Consider the following 15234-nt stretch of genomic DNA (forward strand, 5'->3'; position numbering starts at 1 on the left):
CATTGGCAAGGTGCCATTATTGTGCCGCTATCGAGACGCCGGGTTTTGATGTGGGTCAATGAGCCGCGTCAATCCGGCACAGGCAATCCAAAAAAGGCCCGGGCGCAGGCGGTGCTGTGTTGCGCCAGGTCTTCCATGGTTTCTTCGCGGTGCAAGGCAACTTCCCGCAGGACTTCCGGCAAATAGGCGGGTTCGTTGCGCCCGTTTTTCGGCTTGGGTCGCAAGGTACGTGGCAGCAGGTAGGGCGCATCGCTTTCCAGCATCAGACGTCCACGGGGAATTTCCCTGACCAGCGGATGCAGGTGCGTCCCACGGCGCTCGTCGCAGATCCAGCCGGTAATGCCGATGTGCAGGTCCAGGTCGAGGTAGCTGAACAACGCACGCTGCTCGCCGGTGAAGCAGTGCACCACGGCGGCCGACAGGTGATCGCGGTAGTCCCGCAGGATTTCCAGCAGGCGTTGGTTGGCGTCACGCTCATGAAGAAAAACCGGGAGTTTCAGTTCCACGGCCAGGGCCAGGTGTTCTTCGAGGACTTTTTCCTGCTGGGGGCGCGGCGAGAAATCCCGGTTGAAATCCAGCCCGCATTCACCCACCGCACGCACACGGCTCTCCTTGAGCAGACCGCGCAGGCGCTTGGCGCTTTCGGCATTCCAGTCACTGGCGGAGTGGGGGTGGATACCGGCGGTGGCGAACAGGCGTTGGCCGCTTTCGTCCAGTTGTTTGCACAGTTCCAGGGCTTGTTCACTGCCATCGACACTGGTGCCGGTGAGCACCAATTGGCTCACGCCGGCGGCGTAGGCACGGTCGAGAACGGCCTGGTGCTTTTCGTCGAAACTTGGGTTGGTCAGGTTGACGCCGATATCAATGAGTTGCATGGTGCTACCTCCGCCTGCGGTCGGAAAGCATATCAGAGCTGTAGATTTATAAGAAAAGCCAAGAACTACAACGAGTTAAAGCTGTCTTTGAAAGTCGCAAGTAACACCGTGTTTGGTTTGTCGCCATCTGCCGTGCCACCCTTGCGCCCAAAGCCTGCGCTCATGGCGCTCTGTTTCTGTTCCCCAACGCCTCGTTTTTCGCGAAGCAATGGGCAGTATTCTTTCTTCCGGAGAGCGGATGATCCGACCCTCGGCGTTGCTTGTGTTGTGCCTGACGTTACTGCTGCCCATGGCGGCGGTTGCGCGTCTGGACGGCCCGCTGGAGGTGATCAAGCCCGGTAAGGTCCGGGATCTTGCGCAGATCCGCAGCAGCCGCACCTTGCGGGTGTTGGTCAACCAGAGTCGCAACAGTTCCGGTGAAGTCCAGGGCCAGGCCATCGGTGTTGAATACCACCGCCTGCGCGCTTTCGAGCAATACCTCAACGGTCACGCCCGTGACGGTGAAGAGATCAATCTCAAAATTATTCCCAAAGCCAAGGATCAACTGATTGGCGCATTAGCCCGTGGCGAGGGCGACCTGGTAGCCCCCGGCGAATTGCTTGATGTGAAGGCCGCCCACAAGATTGCCGCCAGCGACCCGATAGCCAGCGATGTGTCGTTGTGGCTGGTAGGGCTCAAGGGCGAGCGGCGGTTTACCAAGCTTGAGCAATTGTCCGGGCGCACGCTGGCCTTGACCACGGGCAGTGCCGCGTCGGACGCGATCAATCAGGTCAACCAGAAGCTCGCGCTGCACAAGTTGCCGCCGGTGAAGGTGGAATGGGTCGACCCCAGCCTGGCAGTGGAAGATGTGTTGGAGATGGTCCAGGCCGGGATTTTTCACCTGACGATTGTCGAGCGACCGATTGCCGAGCGCTGGGCGAAGATCCTGCCCAAGCTGCGGTTTGACCGGCAAGTAGCCATCAGCGAGCCGGGTGACGAATATTGGTTTGTGCGCCAGGATGCTTCGATGCTGCGGGCCAGCATTGACCGTTTCCTCAAGACCTACCACACGCCGTCCGACCAGGACGTGGCATTTCAGCGCATCTACCGCCGCCTGTATCAAGTGCGTTATCCACTGGCCCGCGCCGATCGCCAGCGCCTGGAAAAACTGCGCCCAGTGCTGCAAAAGCATGCCCGTGAGCAGGGCATGGATTGGCTGAACCTGGCCGCGCTGGCGTTCAAGGAGTCTGCGCTCGACCCCGGCGCCAGAAGCAGCGGCGGCCCCACGGGGCTGATGCAGATCACGCCATCGGCGGCCCAGCGGGTTGGGGTCAATAACATCGAGAGCCTGGACAGCAATGTGCAGGCGGGCGCGCGGTACCTGGCGATGATCCGGCGCAAGTTTTTCTCAAGCCCCAAACTCAACGAACGCGAGCGCATGGCGTTTGTGCTGGCGGCCTACAACATGGGGCCGGAGCGGGTCCAGGGAATGCGTGCCGAAGCGCGGCGGCGCGGGCTTAACCCAAACCAATGGTTTTTCCAGGTCGAGCGCATTGCCATGGAGCAGGTGGGAATGGGTGGCGTCAGCTATGTTAATAGCGTGAACAAGTATTACCTGGCGTTTGATCGGGAACGGGAGTCGTTGGAGCCTGCAGCGCCTCGAGTCGCCTCTCGTAAATAATCTATTAATTAGATTGTTATTAGCCATTTTATCGGCTTTTATCATTGCTTAAACTGATTAATATAGCGGCCAACCAACCCCTACATCGAAAAGGATTATCAGCATGAGCCCATTGATCACCCGCATCCTCTCCACCCGCGCCGGCTACGGCCTGACGGTTCTGCGGATTTTTGTCGGGATCATTTTCGCCGCCCACGGTTCGCAGAAGCTCTTTGGCTGGTTTGGCGGTGGCGGTCTGGCGGGCACTGCCCAGTGGATGGAAAGCATCGGCCTGGCACCGGGTACCTTGATGGCGCTGTTGTCGGGTGGTACCGAGTTCTTCGCCGGGCTGGCGCTGATCATCGGCTTGCTGGCGCGGCCTGCGGCGTTGGGCTTGTCGATCATTTCCCTGGTGGCGATTTTCTCGGTGCATATCCACAACGGTTTGTTCATGGCCAACAACGGTTACGAGTTCGCCCTGGCGTTGCTGGGCGGTACGCTGGCGGTCTTGTCGGAAGGTGCTGGCAAATTGTCTGCCGACCGCGCCATCATTCACTGATACCGCGTAAACCCCTTCAAAGGCCCGCCCCGTGCGGGCCTTTTCGTTGCTCGGGATTCTTGACACCGCCCTACAGGCTTCTCTAGGATGTTGCCCATGCGCCGATTTAAACAGCTAATTGCGGGGCGCCACGGGTGACTGATCACAGTCCCGACAGAAGCCAGAGCCATGGGCCAGCTTCGAAATTCCGCTAAAGCGCTGGTTCGGTGTTGCCTCTCACCTGCCCGCAGACTTTTGAGGCAGAGACACGACACGATGAATGCACTACGCCCCCTTATACGCCTGGCCCCGATCACCGCGGACCTTACCCAACGCAATCCGAAAATCCTCTTGGGCGGCAAGCACCAGCCGACGCTACTGCGTTATCTGGATGGTTGGCCACGCCGCACGGGGCGACCTTCAGCCTTTTTGATCCAGTTCGTCGAAGACGGCGACTCCCTTGCGCGCTTTGCGTCCAACAGCTTTGACTTGGCCGTTATTCAAGCCCCCAGTGCCAGCGACGCGGGCGAAGTGATACGCCAGTTGACCCGGATTGCCCGACAAGGGCTGATAGCCCGGCGTTGAATTCTCAGTGAAATGCCGCTGGAGGCAGGTGCTGGCGACGGCGGCGCAGCAGGAAGATAGCCCACGCAATCAGGCACAGTATCAGCGGTACAGGCAGGATATTGAGCAGCTTCACGTTGCGCTCCAAGGCGTGAACCTGGGCATATGACTGAAGCTTCAGCGCGTGAATTTCCATCGGTATTCGCAAACGTTCCTTGTTGAGCGCTTGCAGCAAGGCGTCGGAGGTTACCGCCTGAGCACCCGGAGAAAGCGTCCGGGGTTTCAGCAGTTGCCATTCCTTTTCCGTTTGTTCCAGGCGTTGCGCCCGCTCCGCGGACTTTTCCTGGAAGGCCTGTGCCGCGTCCTCGCGCATCGCCTGTAACACCTGCAGTGATCGACCGCCACCTGCGCGGGTGCGAACGTTCATCAGGGTGTCAGGCGCCGCCAGGTTATCCAAGGTATTCAAGACAAACATCGCGTTATCTGACGAGGGATCACTCGGCGCATCGTTGTCATGAAGCATTCCGGCCACACGATCGCTGAGCAGATCAGTGTCCGCGACCACGACCACATGAATGTGCGCAGACTTTTGCAAGCCGGGTTCACCCCCGCTGATCCCATCAGGAAAGACGGAGTAGGCGGGCCCCTCGACGCGCGCGGCGATCACCTGGTGCTGACCATGAGCGGCGGCTTCATTGATCAGAGAATCGAACTGCGCCGGCAGGGCAAAACGCTCAGCATCAAACAGGGCCGCTTGCCCGGAGCTTTGCAGCAGCGGGGTGAAGGTCATGCGGCTTTTCTTGGTGGGCGCCAGCGCACCGCTGCTCAAGACATTGACGCTGTGGAGTTTCCAGGTGCTTAAGTCATCCGGTGTCATCGTCTGGCGGGACAAGGACAACGCAGCGGGATGGCGCACCGCCGGCTGACCTGTGGTCATGATCACTTGAGTGGCGTAGTCATGATCGGCGATTACCTTATCCGCGGTCATCTGGATGCCCCAGGCGGCCAGCAATGCTTCCAGCCTGGGGTTTTCCGGGGCGGTGGCGCTGGGCTCCAGCCCGGCAAGCGGGTCGATAAACATCATCAGCTTGCCGGCGCCCAATACAAACTGATCGATCGCGTACAGGGTTTGCTCAGGTAGTTTGCCGGGGTGCACCACCATCAAGGTTCTGATGTGTTCGGGGATTTTCTCGATGCCTGGCTCCAGGCTTACGAGGTTGAATTGGCGGCGCATCGCCTGCAATGACTGCCAAGGAGGCGTATTCACGCCGCTGCGCTCATCCCGTTCGCCGTCCATTGGCAGCAGGGTTATCAGGCCTATCACCGGCTGCTCCGGGTGGAGCACTTTATGAAGCAAATGGCTGATCTCATAGTCCAGCAGCGACTCCCGGGCCAAGCTGAACGCCTCGATACTATGTGGCCCATGACCCGCGCTGGTACCGACCAGGCCGAAGAGTCCTTGTTGGGCGTCAAGCCCCAGTAACCTCGCCTTGTACTCATCTTCCGAAAAAGGCTTGGGGTCGATGAGGTGCAGGTTGATTTTGCCCTTTGCCGCTTTTTCATACTCCTTGAGCAACAACTCCACCCGTTTACCGTAGCTTTTCACGGCATTGGATTTTTGCAGAGGGTGGCTTGAGTTGAAAAAATACAGATCAACCGGTTGCTCCAGTGAAGCGAGCAGTGTCCGTACAGGGTCGGACAATGTATGAATTTTATGTTCTGAGAAATCAAACCGTACAGTTGGAAGTTTAAGCGCCCATACCAGATTAAAAGCGAGAAAGAGTAATAGCAGGATGGTAATTGTGATGCTGGCACTTAATGGCGATCTCATCGTAACGTGTCCTTCTCAAGCGTTTCTGACATTCAGGGCAATGGTCGTCATGGCAAGAAAGGCGACGATTATGCTGATGAAGTACAAACTGTCTTGAAGAGCCAGTACCCCTTGGTCAATAGCGTCAAAGCGCGTTGACGGGCTCAGGGAGATGATACGGTCAACGAGCCAGATCGGTGCTTGATGTTCTATGGTGTCAAGTAGAGAAGAAAGTCCGCTGGCGACCAGCAGCAGACAAAGTGTTACTGTAAATATGATCAGGCGATGGTGCGTCAGTGCGCAGATAAAACCGCCCACCGACAGATAACTTCCAGCCAATAGCCAACTTCCAACGTATTGGGACGCAATGACTGTGTTATCCGGATTTCCAAAATAGTTGACGGTGATGACGATTGGAAAGGTCAATAGCAAAGCAATACCAGAAACAAACCAGGCCGCCAAAAACTTCCCGACAACCATTTCAAAACCAGTGACGGGTAGGGTTTTCATGAAGTCCATGGAGCCAGCCGTGTGCTCGTCTGCCCAAAGTTGAGTGGAAAGCACAGGGGTCAACAGCAAATAAAGCCATGGGTGTAACTGGAAGAATCCGTGCAAGTCGACGCTGCTTTGTTCCAAAAGTTGGCTTGTATGAAAGCCAAATGCAGCGGCGGCTGTCAGGAAAACTGCAGTGCTCAGGTAGGTGACGGGGGCCGAAAAATAACTGGCAAGTTGACGCTTGATGATCACCGGTAGAAGTTTCAAATCGATGCCTCCTGGCGCATGTGATGGATAACGTCATCCAGGCGTCCGGGCTCCAGTTTCAGGGCATTGATTTTCCAGCGGCGGTGAGTGATCAGTGCGTTGATATGGGGGTAAATGGTTTGCCCCGGCATAGCGAGTACGGTCACTGTGCCGGGCATCTCGTGGTCTTCCTCGATGCCGGCGACCCCGGGCAATACCGCCAGGGCCAGTAGGTCCAGCGGCGTGTCAGCGGCAAGAGTGACTGCCTGGTAATGACGGGAACTGCGCTGCAGTTCGGGCAGGGGCATGTCTGCCACTAATCGGCCGTCGGCGATCACCAATGCCCGGTTGCAAATGCTGGCCAGCTCTTCGGGCATTCGGGACGCGACAATAATCGTCATTTCGTCGTTCAGCGACTTGATGAGCATTCTGACTTTGTGTTTTTGCTCGGCATTCAGACCTTCCGTTGGCTCATCGAGCAACAGCAGGCTGGGGTCATGCAGGATTGCCTGGGCGATGGCTACTTTGCGTTTCAACCCTGCCGGGAGGGTATCGACCGGGCATTTGAGTATCCGCCCCAGTTCAAGCCGTGCGACTGCGCGGTCAATCATCTTGCGTTTTTCCGAGCCGCGGAATCCGCGTATGCCGGCAATAAAACCGAGAAAGCCCGTTACACTCATTGCGCCATAACTCAGACATTCTGGCTGGTAGCCCGTGACTTTTTTTGCGTGGAATGTATTGAGGGTAATATCGTGACCGAATACTTTTATATGGCCTGAAGAGGGGAGAATCGAGCTTGCTAGCATTTTGATGAGAGTTGTTTTTCCCGCACCATCATTTCCAAACAGTCCCAGGCATTCCTGAGGTTGGGCACTAAATGAAAAGTCCTGGATGATAGCTTTCCCTCCCATCTTTTTTGTCAGGCTCGTTATCTCGATCATTATGCTTTTCTACTGGATGGATATGGCAAGGCTCGGTTAAGTCGAGGCCTCGATTAACCTGCATGAGCGGCAGGTTGTGATTGGTCGAAAAGTCAAAATTTGAAATATTTTTTGTTGTGCGCGTGTCCGGTGTCTTACATTTTAAAAAATGGTACGTTCAATAGGCGGTCTTGGAAACATTAAGGTTGCTGAATAAGATAAGTCCTACGTGTCAAGCTATGGCTCGCTGAAACAATTGTTAGGCATTTGATGCTTTAATTACTGTCGTTGTTTATTTGGCGTGTATTTGAAGTTCTGCCAATTTGAAATGGAGCCTGAACGTCATGCTGCTTCTACGTACCCTTGTTCTAGAACAATCCGGGCATGATGCGCCGGTCAACGGTGCACTGCTGTGTGGTTTTGCGGTGGCTCAGATCGCTTCGAACTTCCTCGCTTATAGTCTGGATGAAGAGACAGAGCCCGGTAGTTCACGGGTATACATCGCGGCGTTGCGCAAAAAATCCGAACGGTACTTTCTGGGGGCGATAGATTCCAAGGAAGACCTGCAAACCGCGACCCGTGTCTTCAAGCAAATCCTGACGCTTGCCGCTGCGCCCGGGACCAAATCCGCAAGCGCCGGCGAGGCCCACATTCCTTATCATTTCGTTGATCTGAAAGGCTGCAAGTTGCCCCCCGCCAGGCCTGAAGATCATCACTCGTTGACGATCAAGAAATCCCTGGTGATGAAGGTCATTACCCTGGGAACGTCGGCGCCCGGTTTGCCCGCCATCGAAAGCAATTCATTGATTGTCCCGTCGATTCGTTTCTCCTCAAGGATGATTTCTCCTCAGAGGGCCGCGGACCCTGCGGAGCCTGCACCGCCAGTGTCCGAACCGGTGCCACAGGCACCCGTGGATACGTTCGAGATAACCGAGCCACTGATTGCGCCACCGATCGAGCCGGTAGTCGCCGCGCCACCGCCACCGCAGGCACCGGCAACGCCGCAACCTGAACCCGCCCGGCAGGAAGCGCCCTCATTGTTCGAGGTGGACACTACGCTGGCCAATCTTTCCCGACTGGCGCAAGAGTTGACACAACAAAAGCTCGGCGTGCTCAAGCAGGAGGAAGCACTTGAGCAGCTACGTCTCGAGCTGCGCCAGGAAAAGGACGAGGTTGAGCAGGAAAGTCAACGGAGTGCCGAGAGAGTTGCCGAAAAAGAGGCCTCCCTGGAACTGTTGACCCGCACGCTGGCGACCCGGGAGGAGCATTTGGCGGATTGCTCGGCGTTAAACCAGGCAGAGCAGCGTCGAATGGACGAGCGTGCGCGTGGCCTGGAGAGCGAGGAAGCCCAGGTGCACAACCGTGAACGGGCGGTTAGTCAAAAAGAGCAACAACTGACGGCGACTCTGTCTCAGTTGCCTGTCCTGCGGGAAAACCTGAGTGCCGCGTTTCAAACCCTGGACGAGTCTCTTGCACGGCTGAGTGAGTTAGCACACAGCCAGCCTGTAAGTCGCCTACTCCAGTCGGACGCAGATTGACGCTGGATACTGGAATCCATCGGCGGGTCTGGCTACTTTCCTGTGTTCATTTATCATCGACCTCCACCGCCGACACTGAGCGTCAAATGCGTTGTGCCTGATGCGGCAGCGGGTCTGAACATTGGAAACTTCCAGGGGATGTAGAGCTTTTGAGCACCAAGCTGATTACCAAAGAAGGTCATGAAGCCCTGAAAAAGGAGCTTGATTACCTGTGGCGAGAAAAGCGTCCTGATACCACCCGTAAAGTCACGTGGGCCGCCTCCCTGGGAGACCGGAGCGAGAACGCCGACTACCAGTACAACAAGAAGCTGCTGCGGGAAATTGATCGCCGGGTGCGCTATTTGCGCAAGCGCCTGGAAGACATGCGCGTGGTGGAGTACATGCCGGAGCAGGAAGGCAAGGTGTTCTTCGGCGCCTGGGTGGAGATTGAAAACGAACAGGGCGAGACCAAGCGCTTTCGCATCGTGGGTTACGATGAGATCTATGAACGCATGGACTACATCTCCATCGACTCACCCATGGCGCGTGCGTTGCTGCGCAAAGAGGTGGATGACGAGGCGCTCGTGCAGACCCCGAGTGGCGAAGTGTGCTGGTGGATCACTGCCATCGAGTATGTGAAGTAACAACGGATGGCCCGCCCTCTTAGCAGAGGGCGGGCCATTTGCGTTTTCAGCCCTCGCGCAGCACCGTCAACGGGCTGGCGTTCAGTGCGCGGCGAGTGCCAAACACGCCGGCACCGCCGATCAGCACTGCACCGATCACCGGCAGCAGCAACAGCCACGGATGTGGGTGCCAGACCAGATCGAACGCGTAGCGATACAGCACCAGTGTCACCAGTTCCGTACCCAACGCCGCCAACAGGCCGCTGACCGCGCCCAACAGCCCGAACTCGATACGCCGCGCCTTGACCAGCAACTTGCGCTCCGCTCCCAGCGCCCGTAGAAGGGCGCCTTGGCGAATTCGCTCGTCAAGGGTTGCCTGGAGCCCGGAGAACAACACCGCCATCCCCGCAGCCAGGACAAACAACAGCACGTACTCCACCGCCAGGGTGACCTGGGCGAGGATGCTGCGCAGCTGTTCAAGCAGCGCCTCCACTTGCAGGATGGTCACTGCCGGGAAGGCCCGGGACAGGTCGACGATCTGCTGGTCATGGCCGGGCGCCAGGTAGAAGCTGGTCAGGTAGGTGGTAGGCAGGTCTTTCAAGGTGCCTGGCTGGAAGATCATGAAGAAGTTCGGCTGGAAGTTATCCCAGTTGATTTCCCGCAGGCTGGTGACCCGCGCTTCACGGTTTTCCCCGCCGACGGTGAAGACCAGATGATCGTTGAGCTTGAGTTTCAGGCTGTCAGCGACCTTGGCCTCCACCGAGACGCCGGGAATCTCGTCGGTGGGTTGCGCCGTCCACCAGGAACCCGCCGTCAGCTTGTTGCCTGGCGGCAGGTCGGCGGCCCAGGTCAGGCTCAAGTCGCGCTGTACCGCACGATCGCCGCTGGAGTCCTTGCTCACAATTTCCTGCACCGGGGCGCCATTGATGCTGATCAATCGGCCGGGCACTACCGGATACAAAGGAGCTGATTGCGCCTGTAATTCCAGCAGGCGTGCGCCGAAGGTGTCTTTATCGGCGGGCAGGATATTCAATGCGAAATAATTGGGGGCGTCCTTGGGCAACTGGTTTTGCCAGGTGTCCAGCAGTTCGCCACGCAGCAGCGCGATCAAGCCCATGGACAACAGGATCAGCCCGAATGCCAGGGACTGGCCCGCTGCCGCCAAGGGATGACGCAGCAACTGGCCCAACCCCAGGCGCCAGGGCAGGGAGGCCCGGGCCAGCAGGCGTCGAAGGCTCTGCAACAGCAGCAGGAGCAGGCCGCCGAGAATCAGCGCGGCAATCACGCCGCCGCCCAGCAGGGCGAAGGTCAGCACCAGGTCGAGGCTCAAGCGCCACATGATCAGGCCCAGGGCGAACAGCGCGGCACCGTAGACCATCCAGGTGCTGGAAGGGATCGGCAGCAGGTCGCGTCGCAATACCCGCAGCGGAGGCACGCGCCCCAGCGCGGCCAATGGCGGCAGGGCGAAACCGGCAAGGGCGACCAGCCCGGTGCCAATCCCGGCAATCGCTGGCAACAGCCCACCGGGTGGAACGTCCGCCGGCAGCAGGTCATGCAACAGCGCAAACAGCCCCAATTGCGCGAGCCAGCCGAGCAGGGCGCCGGTCAGGCTGGCCAGCAGGCCCAGCACGGTCAATTGCAGGCTGAACAGCAACATGGTCTCGCGCCGGGACAGCCCGAGACAGCGCAATAAGGCACTGGCATCAAAGCGTCGACTGGCGAAGCGGTTCGCCGACAACGCTACCGCCACGCCCGAGAGCAATACCGCCACCAGACTGGCCATGTTCAAGTAACGCTCGGCTTTGCCCAGTGCGCCACCGATCTGCTGGTTGCCGTCCCGAGCATCCTGCAGCCGCTGGTTGGCAGCCAGGCCGGGCTTGACCAGGTCGCGATAGGTTTGCAGTACGGTGCCGCCTTGGGGCGCGCGCCAGAGGTCGCGATAACTGACGCGGCTGCCGGGCTGCACCACGCCGGTGGCCTCGAGATCGGCCAGGTTGATCATCACCCTGGGCGTCAGGCTATAGAAGTTGCCGGCACGGTCCGGCTCGTAGGTCAGTACGCGGGCCAGGCGCAGGGTCTTCATGCCGACGTCGATGCTGTCGCCGATTTTCAGGTTCAGTGCCGTCAGCAGCCGTGCCTCCACCCAGGCTTCACCGGGCTTGGGCCCCCCCCCGGCGGTTTCCTCGGCGAAGGGTTCTGCGGCGCTCTTCAGCTCGCCGCGCAACGGATACTCGTCGTTGACCGCCTTGATGCTGGACAGCTGGATGCCATTGTCGGTGGCAATCACGCTGGAGAACTCCACCACCCTGGCGTGCTGCAAGCCCAGCTCGGTACCACTCTGGATTTGCTCGGTACGGGCGGGTGAGCTGCCTTCCAGCACCAGGTCGGCCGCGAGGAATTCCGTGGCACGCAACATCATGGCGCCGTTCAGGCGTGCACCGAAGTAACCAATAGCGGTGCTGGCGGCGACGGCCACCAGCAGGGCGAAGAACAGCACGCGCAATTCGCCGGCGCGGGCATCGCGCAGCAACTGGCGAAGGGCAAGGCTGAACAGGCGCAAAAAGGGCAAGCGTGCCATCAAGGCTCCAGGGGCGCGACCATCAGGCCGGCTTCAAGACGGATCAGGCGGCGGCAGCGGTGGGCCAGGCGCTCGTCATGGGTCACCAGCACCAGGGTCGTGCCGCTCTCTTTGTTGAGTTCGAACAACAGGTCGCTGATGCGCTCGCCGGTGTGGCTGTCGAGGTTGCCGGTAGGTTCGTCGGCAAACAGCACGTCCGGTTCGGCGGCAAACGCCCGGGCAATCGCTACCCGTTGTTGCTCGCCACCCGAGAGTTGGCGCGGCGAGTGAGTAAGGCGCTGGCCCAGGCCGACGCGCTCCAGCAGGTGCCTGGCACGTTCGCGGGCGTCCTTGCGGCCGTCCAGTTCCAGCGGCAGCATCACGTTTTCCAGTGCATTGAGGCTGTCGAGCAACTGGAAGGACTGGAACACAAACCCCACGTGCTCGGCGCGGATGCGCGCGCGTTGGTCTTCGTCGAGGGTGCTCAGGGCTTGGCCAGCGAGGGTGACTTCGCCACTGCTCGGCAGGTCGAGGCCGGCCAGCAGGCCGAGGAGGGTGGATTTGCCGGAACCGGAGGCGCCGACGATAGCCAGGCTATCGCCCTTGTTCAGTTCCAGGCTCAGTTCGTGCAGGATAGTCAGTTCACCTTCCGCGCTGGGAACCACTTTGCTAAGGTTTCGCGCGGTGAGAATGCTTGCGCCCATGGAGAATCCAATGCGAATGTGGTTTTTGAGTGCTGGCCTGGCCTTGATGTGCATGGCCCAGAACGCAGCGGCGGGTACAGTCCTGATCGTTGGCGATAGTATCAGTGCCGGTTTCGGACTGGATACCAGCAAAGGGTGGGTAGCGTTGTTGGGACAACGGCTCAAGAGCGAAGGTTTCGACGATAAAGTGTTCAACGCCTCCATCAGTGGTGACACCAGCGCCGGAGGCCTGGCGCGGCTGCCGGCGGCGCTTGCAGAGCATAAGCCGGACCTGGTGATCATTGAACTGGGCGGCAATGACGGCCTGCGTGGGCTGCCCCCCGCGCAATTGAAACAAAATCTTGCATCGATGATCGACCAGTCCAAGGCCAGCGGTGCCAAGGTGCTGCTGTTAGGCATGCAGTTGCCGCCTAATTACGGGCCGAAATACACCACCGCGTTTGCCAATGTCTACGCGGCCCTGGCCAAGGAAAAAAGCGTCCCGCTGGTGCCGTTTTTCCTTGAAGGCGTCGGTGGTCATCCGGAGCTGATGCAGGCTGACCAATTGCACCCGGCGGTCGGCGCGCAGGGCAAGTTGCTGGAAAATGTCTGGCCAACGCTAAAACCACTGCTATGACGCTTTTCTAGCAGCGGTCTTTCGGCTAAGGTGGCGCCCCCCCGATTTGGAGCCCCCGATGTCGCGTCCTGCCTGGTCCCTGTTTGCCTACCAACTGATCGAGCCTGACGAACAGCTGGATCTGTTCGCCTGCCAGGAAGTCCGGGTGCATCTAGTGACGCGTCAATTGGAGTTGGGCGGGTCGATCGACCGCACCCTCTGCGGTACGTTACTGCCTGCCCAGCCGCGCTGGTCGTCGGTGGATCGCTCGATCTTCCAGGACCAGCGTTTGTGCCCCCTGTGCCGGGCGATCCTCGAGTCGCAAAAGCGCGGTACACCGCCGATCTGGCCAGAGCTGCGCTTCGAACTTTGAATATGGGTGCCCGCCGGGCAGCCGTGTACAATCCATTTTTTACTACCCGTCGATCTGCGAAGGAATTCCCGGATGTTGTCGCGCCTTTCCGCCGTCACCTGCTGCCTGTCTCTTGCTGCGATCTGCGCGGCCGGTTCCGCTGCAGCGTTGCAGTTGCCTTTGCCGCCACCGGGTGAAGATATCGTTGGCCAGGTCCAGGTGATCAAGGCCAAATACGAAGATACCTTCGCTGACCTTGGCACCACCTACGACCTGGGCTATTCGGAGATGGTCGCGGCCAACCCGGGCGTCGATGCCTGGTTGCCGGGGGCGGGTACCGAGATCGTGTTGCCGACGCGCTTCATCCTGCCGCCCGGCCCGCGTGAAGGCATCGTGATCAACCTGGCGGAATACCGGCTCTATTACTATCCAAAGGGTCAGAACGTGGTGTACACGTTCCCGTTGGGGATTGGCCGTGAAGGCTGGGGTTCACCGGTGGCTCACACCACGATCACGGGCAAGATCCCGAACCCGACCTGGACCCCGCCAGCCTCGATCAAGGCCGAACACGCCGCTAATGGCGACCCGTTGCCGAACGTGGTGCCGGCTGGCCCGGACAACCCATTGGGCCCGTTCAAGTTCACCCTGGGCACGCCCGGCTACCTGATCCACGGCTCCAACATGAAATTCGGAATCGGTACCCGTACCAGCCACGGTTGCTTCCGCATGTTCAACAACAACGTGCTGGAAATGGCCGACATGGTGCCGGTGGGCACGTCGGTGCGGATTATCAACGACGCCTACAAGTTCGGCGCAGCCGGTGGCAAGGTTTACCTGGAGGCTCATACGCCGTTGAACGACGATGGCACTCCATCGGTAGTCGACAAGCACACCGCGGTGATCAACGCTTTGCTCAAGCGTGAAGACTTGTCCAACAAACTGCGGGTCAACTGGGACCAGGTGCGTGACGTAGTTGCCGCCGAAGACGGTTTGCCGACGGAAATCGGTGTGCCGGGCGGGGCGCCTATGGTGTCGAGTACGCCGGTCGATCTGCAGCAATAAACCTGCACGATCCATAACCCGTTATCGCCTCGCGCGGTGACGGGTTTTTTATTGTCTGGAATCCAGCCAGATTCCGGGCAAAAAAAAGCCGATCCAAGAATGGACCGGCTTGATAACAACCCCGAAGGATTATTACTTGCGGCTTGCTTTTTCAAGCATGCGCAGAGCGCGCTCGTTAGCTTCGTCAGCAGTCTGTTGTGCTTTTTGAGCAGCAGCCAGAGCTTCATCAGCTTTACGATAGGCTTCGTCTGCACGAGCCTGGGAGCGAGCTGCTGCGTCTTCAGTTGCAGTCAGACGAGCTTCGGTTTCTTTGGAGACGCTGCTGCAACCGGTAGCCAGAACTGCGGCCAGAGCCAGAGCAGAGAATTTCAGAACGTTGTTCATCGTGTTCCCCTTCAAGGACTTTCTATTAAATGACTACTCTCTCAGAGTGAGCTAATAGCCGGCGTACATACTACCCATTACTTGTAGTAAGTAAACTGACGTAGCGCAAGAAGCAAAAAAAATTCTCGCGGCCAATCTATTTTGGCTAATCTTTTGAGAGTCTGTATAAAAAATATCCAGGTTCTTGCACTCGGCCGAGGATTGGATCCAGCCTGAAAGGGCCGGCCGGCATGTGTTAAGCCATGTAAAGATAAGTCATTTTATATATCGTCCCTGACACTATTGTTCAGATTGTCTTTTCGGTCTTCGGTATCTTTTGTGCATGTTGAGGTGACTTTAAGAGCGCGTGTTCG

Annotated in this window: 15 protein-coding genes; 8 read left to right on the forward strand and 7 right to left on the reverse strand. The window is 58.6% G+C overall.

Annotated features, from left to right (window positions below; genetic code table 11):
- Positions 1–68: 68 nt before the first annotated feature.
- The gene (locus ACA046_RS09260) at positions 69–875 is read right to left on the reverse strand and encodes a TatD family hydrolase (RefSeq protein ID WP_497676327.1); all 807 of its coding nucleotides are present in this window, start codon (positions 873–875) and stop codon (positions 69–71) included.
- Between the two features lie 238 nt (positions 876–1113).
- On the opposite strand from ACA046_RS09260, the gene ACA046_RS09265 reads away from it, so the two are divergent.
- From ACA046_RS09265 to ACA046_RS09275, 3 genes are all read left to right on the forward strand, one after another.
- On the forward strand, positions 1114–2535 hold the full coding sequence (locus ACA046_RS09265) for an MltF family protein (protein ID WP_497676328.1): 1422 nt from the start codon (positions 1114–1116) through the stop codon (positions 2533–2535).
- A 103-nt stretch (positions 2536–2638) separates the two neighbouring features.
- Positions 2639–3073: a DoxX family protein gene (locus tag ACA046_RS09270; protein ID WP_167662564.1), complete on the forward strand. Its 435-nt coding sequence runs from the start codon at positions 2639–2641 to the stop codon at positions 3071–3073.
- Between the two features lie 255 nt (positions 3074–3328).
- Positions 3329–3637, forward strand: a complete 309-nt coding sequence (locus ACA046_RS09275) for a hypothetical protein (protein WP_003218736.1) — start codon at positions 3329–3331, stop codon at positions 3635–3637.
- A 4-nt stretch (positions 3638–3641) separates the two neighbouring features.
- Here ACA046_RS09275 and ACA046_RS09280 read toward each other — a convergent pair whose 3' ends face one another.
- From ACA046_RS09280 to ACA046_RS09290, 3 genes are read right to left on the reverse strand one after another with little or no spacing between them, the layout of a single operon-like run.
- Entirely contained in the window at positions 3642–5447 is a 1806-nt protein-coding gene (locus ACA046_RS09280) for a Gldg family protein (protein WP_497676329.1), read from the reverse strand.
- Positions 5448–5462: 15 nt separating this feature from the next.
- A complete protein-coding gene (locus ACA046_RS09285) occupies positions 5463–6188 on the reverse strand; it encodes an ABC transporter permease (protein WP_318303756.1) in 726 nt (241 codons plus the stop codon).
- Entirely contained in the window at positions 6185–7108 is a 924-nt protein-coding gene (locus ACA046_RS09290) for an ABC transporter ATP-binding protein (RefSeq protein WP_459027223.1), read from the reverse strand. The genes ACA046_RS09285 and ACA046_RS09290 overlap by 4 nt, the downstream gene beginning before the upstream one ends.
- Before the next feature lie 323 nt (positions 7109–7431).
- Between ACA046_RS09290 and ACA046_RS09295 the strand changes: the two genes are divergently transcribed.
- Positions 7432–8625: a hypothetical protein gene (locus ACA046_RS09295; protein ID WP_459027225.1), complete on the forward strand. Its 1194-nt coding sequence runs from the start codon at positions 7432–7434 to the stop codon at positions 8623–8625.
- 149 nt (positions 8626–8774) lie between these two features.
- Positions 8775–9248 carry a transcription elongation factor GreB gene (gene greB, locus ACA046_RS09300; protein ID WP_008437752.1) on the forward strand — a complete coding sequence of 158 codons (474 nt, stop codon included), beginning with the start codon at positions 8775–8777 and terminating at the stop codon, positions 9246–9248.
- A 46-nt stretch (positions 9249–9294) separates the two neighbouring features.
- Here the strand turns inward: greB and ACA046_RS09305 are convergent, their stop codons facing one another.
- Positions 9295–11805, reverse strand: a complete 2511-nt coding sequence (locus tag ACA046_RS09305) for an ABC transporter permease (RefSeq protein WP_459027227.1) — start codon at positions 11803–11805, stop codon at positions 9295–9297.
- On the reverse strand, positions 11805–12488 hold the full coding sequence (locus tag ACA046_RS09310; protein ID WP_010176179.1) for an ABC transporter ATP-binding protein: 684 nt from the start codon (positions 12486–12488) through the stop codon (positions 11805–11807). Before ACA046_RS09310 ends, ACA046_RS09305 begins: the two co-directional genes overlap by 1 nt.
- A gap of 10 nt (positions 12489–12498) precedes the next feature.
- Between ACA046_RS09310 and ACA046_RS09315 the strand changes: the two genes are divergently transcribed.
- The 3 genes from ACA046_RS09315 (at position 12499) to ACA046_RS09325 (ending at position 14497) form a co-directional block, all read left to right on the forward strand.
- Complete coding sequence (locus tag ACA046_RS09315) at positions 12499–13104, forward strand: arylesterase (protein WP_497676330.1); 606 nt, start codon at positions 12499–12501, stop codon at positions 13102–13104.
- A gap of 58 nt (positions 13105–13162) precedes the next feature.
- On the forward strand, positions 13163–13456 hold the full coding sequence (locus ACA046_RS09320) for a hypothetical protein (protein WP_003218723.1): 294 nt from the start codon (positions 13163–13165) through the stop codon (positions 13454–13456).
- 72 nt (positions 13457–13528) lie between these two features.
- Positions 13529–14497, forward strand: coding sequence for a L,D-transpeptidase family protein (locus tag ACA046_RS09325; protein WP_497676331.1), 969 nt, complete (start codon positions 13529–13531; stop codon positions 14495–14497).
- A 132-nt stretch (positions 14498–14629) separates the two neighbouring features.
- On the opposite strand, the gene oprI is transcribed toward ACA046_RS09325, so the two are convergent.
- Positions 14630–14881, reverse strand: coding sequence for an outer membrane lipoprotei OprI (oprI, locus tag ACA046_RS09330; protein WP_003172710.1), 252 nt, complete (start codon positions 14879–14881; stop codon positions 14630–14632).
- Positions 14882–15234 lie beyond the last annotated feature (353 nt).

The organism is Pseudomonas sp. LBUM1641, from assembly GCF_059716235.1.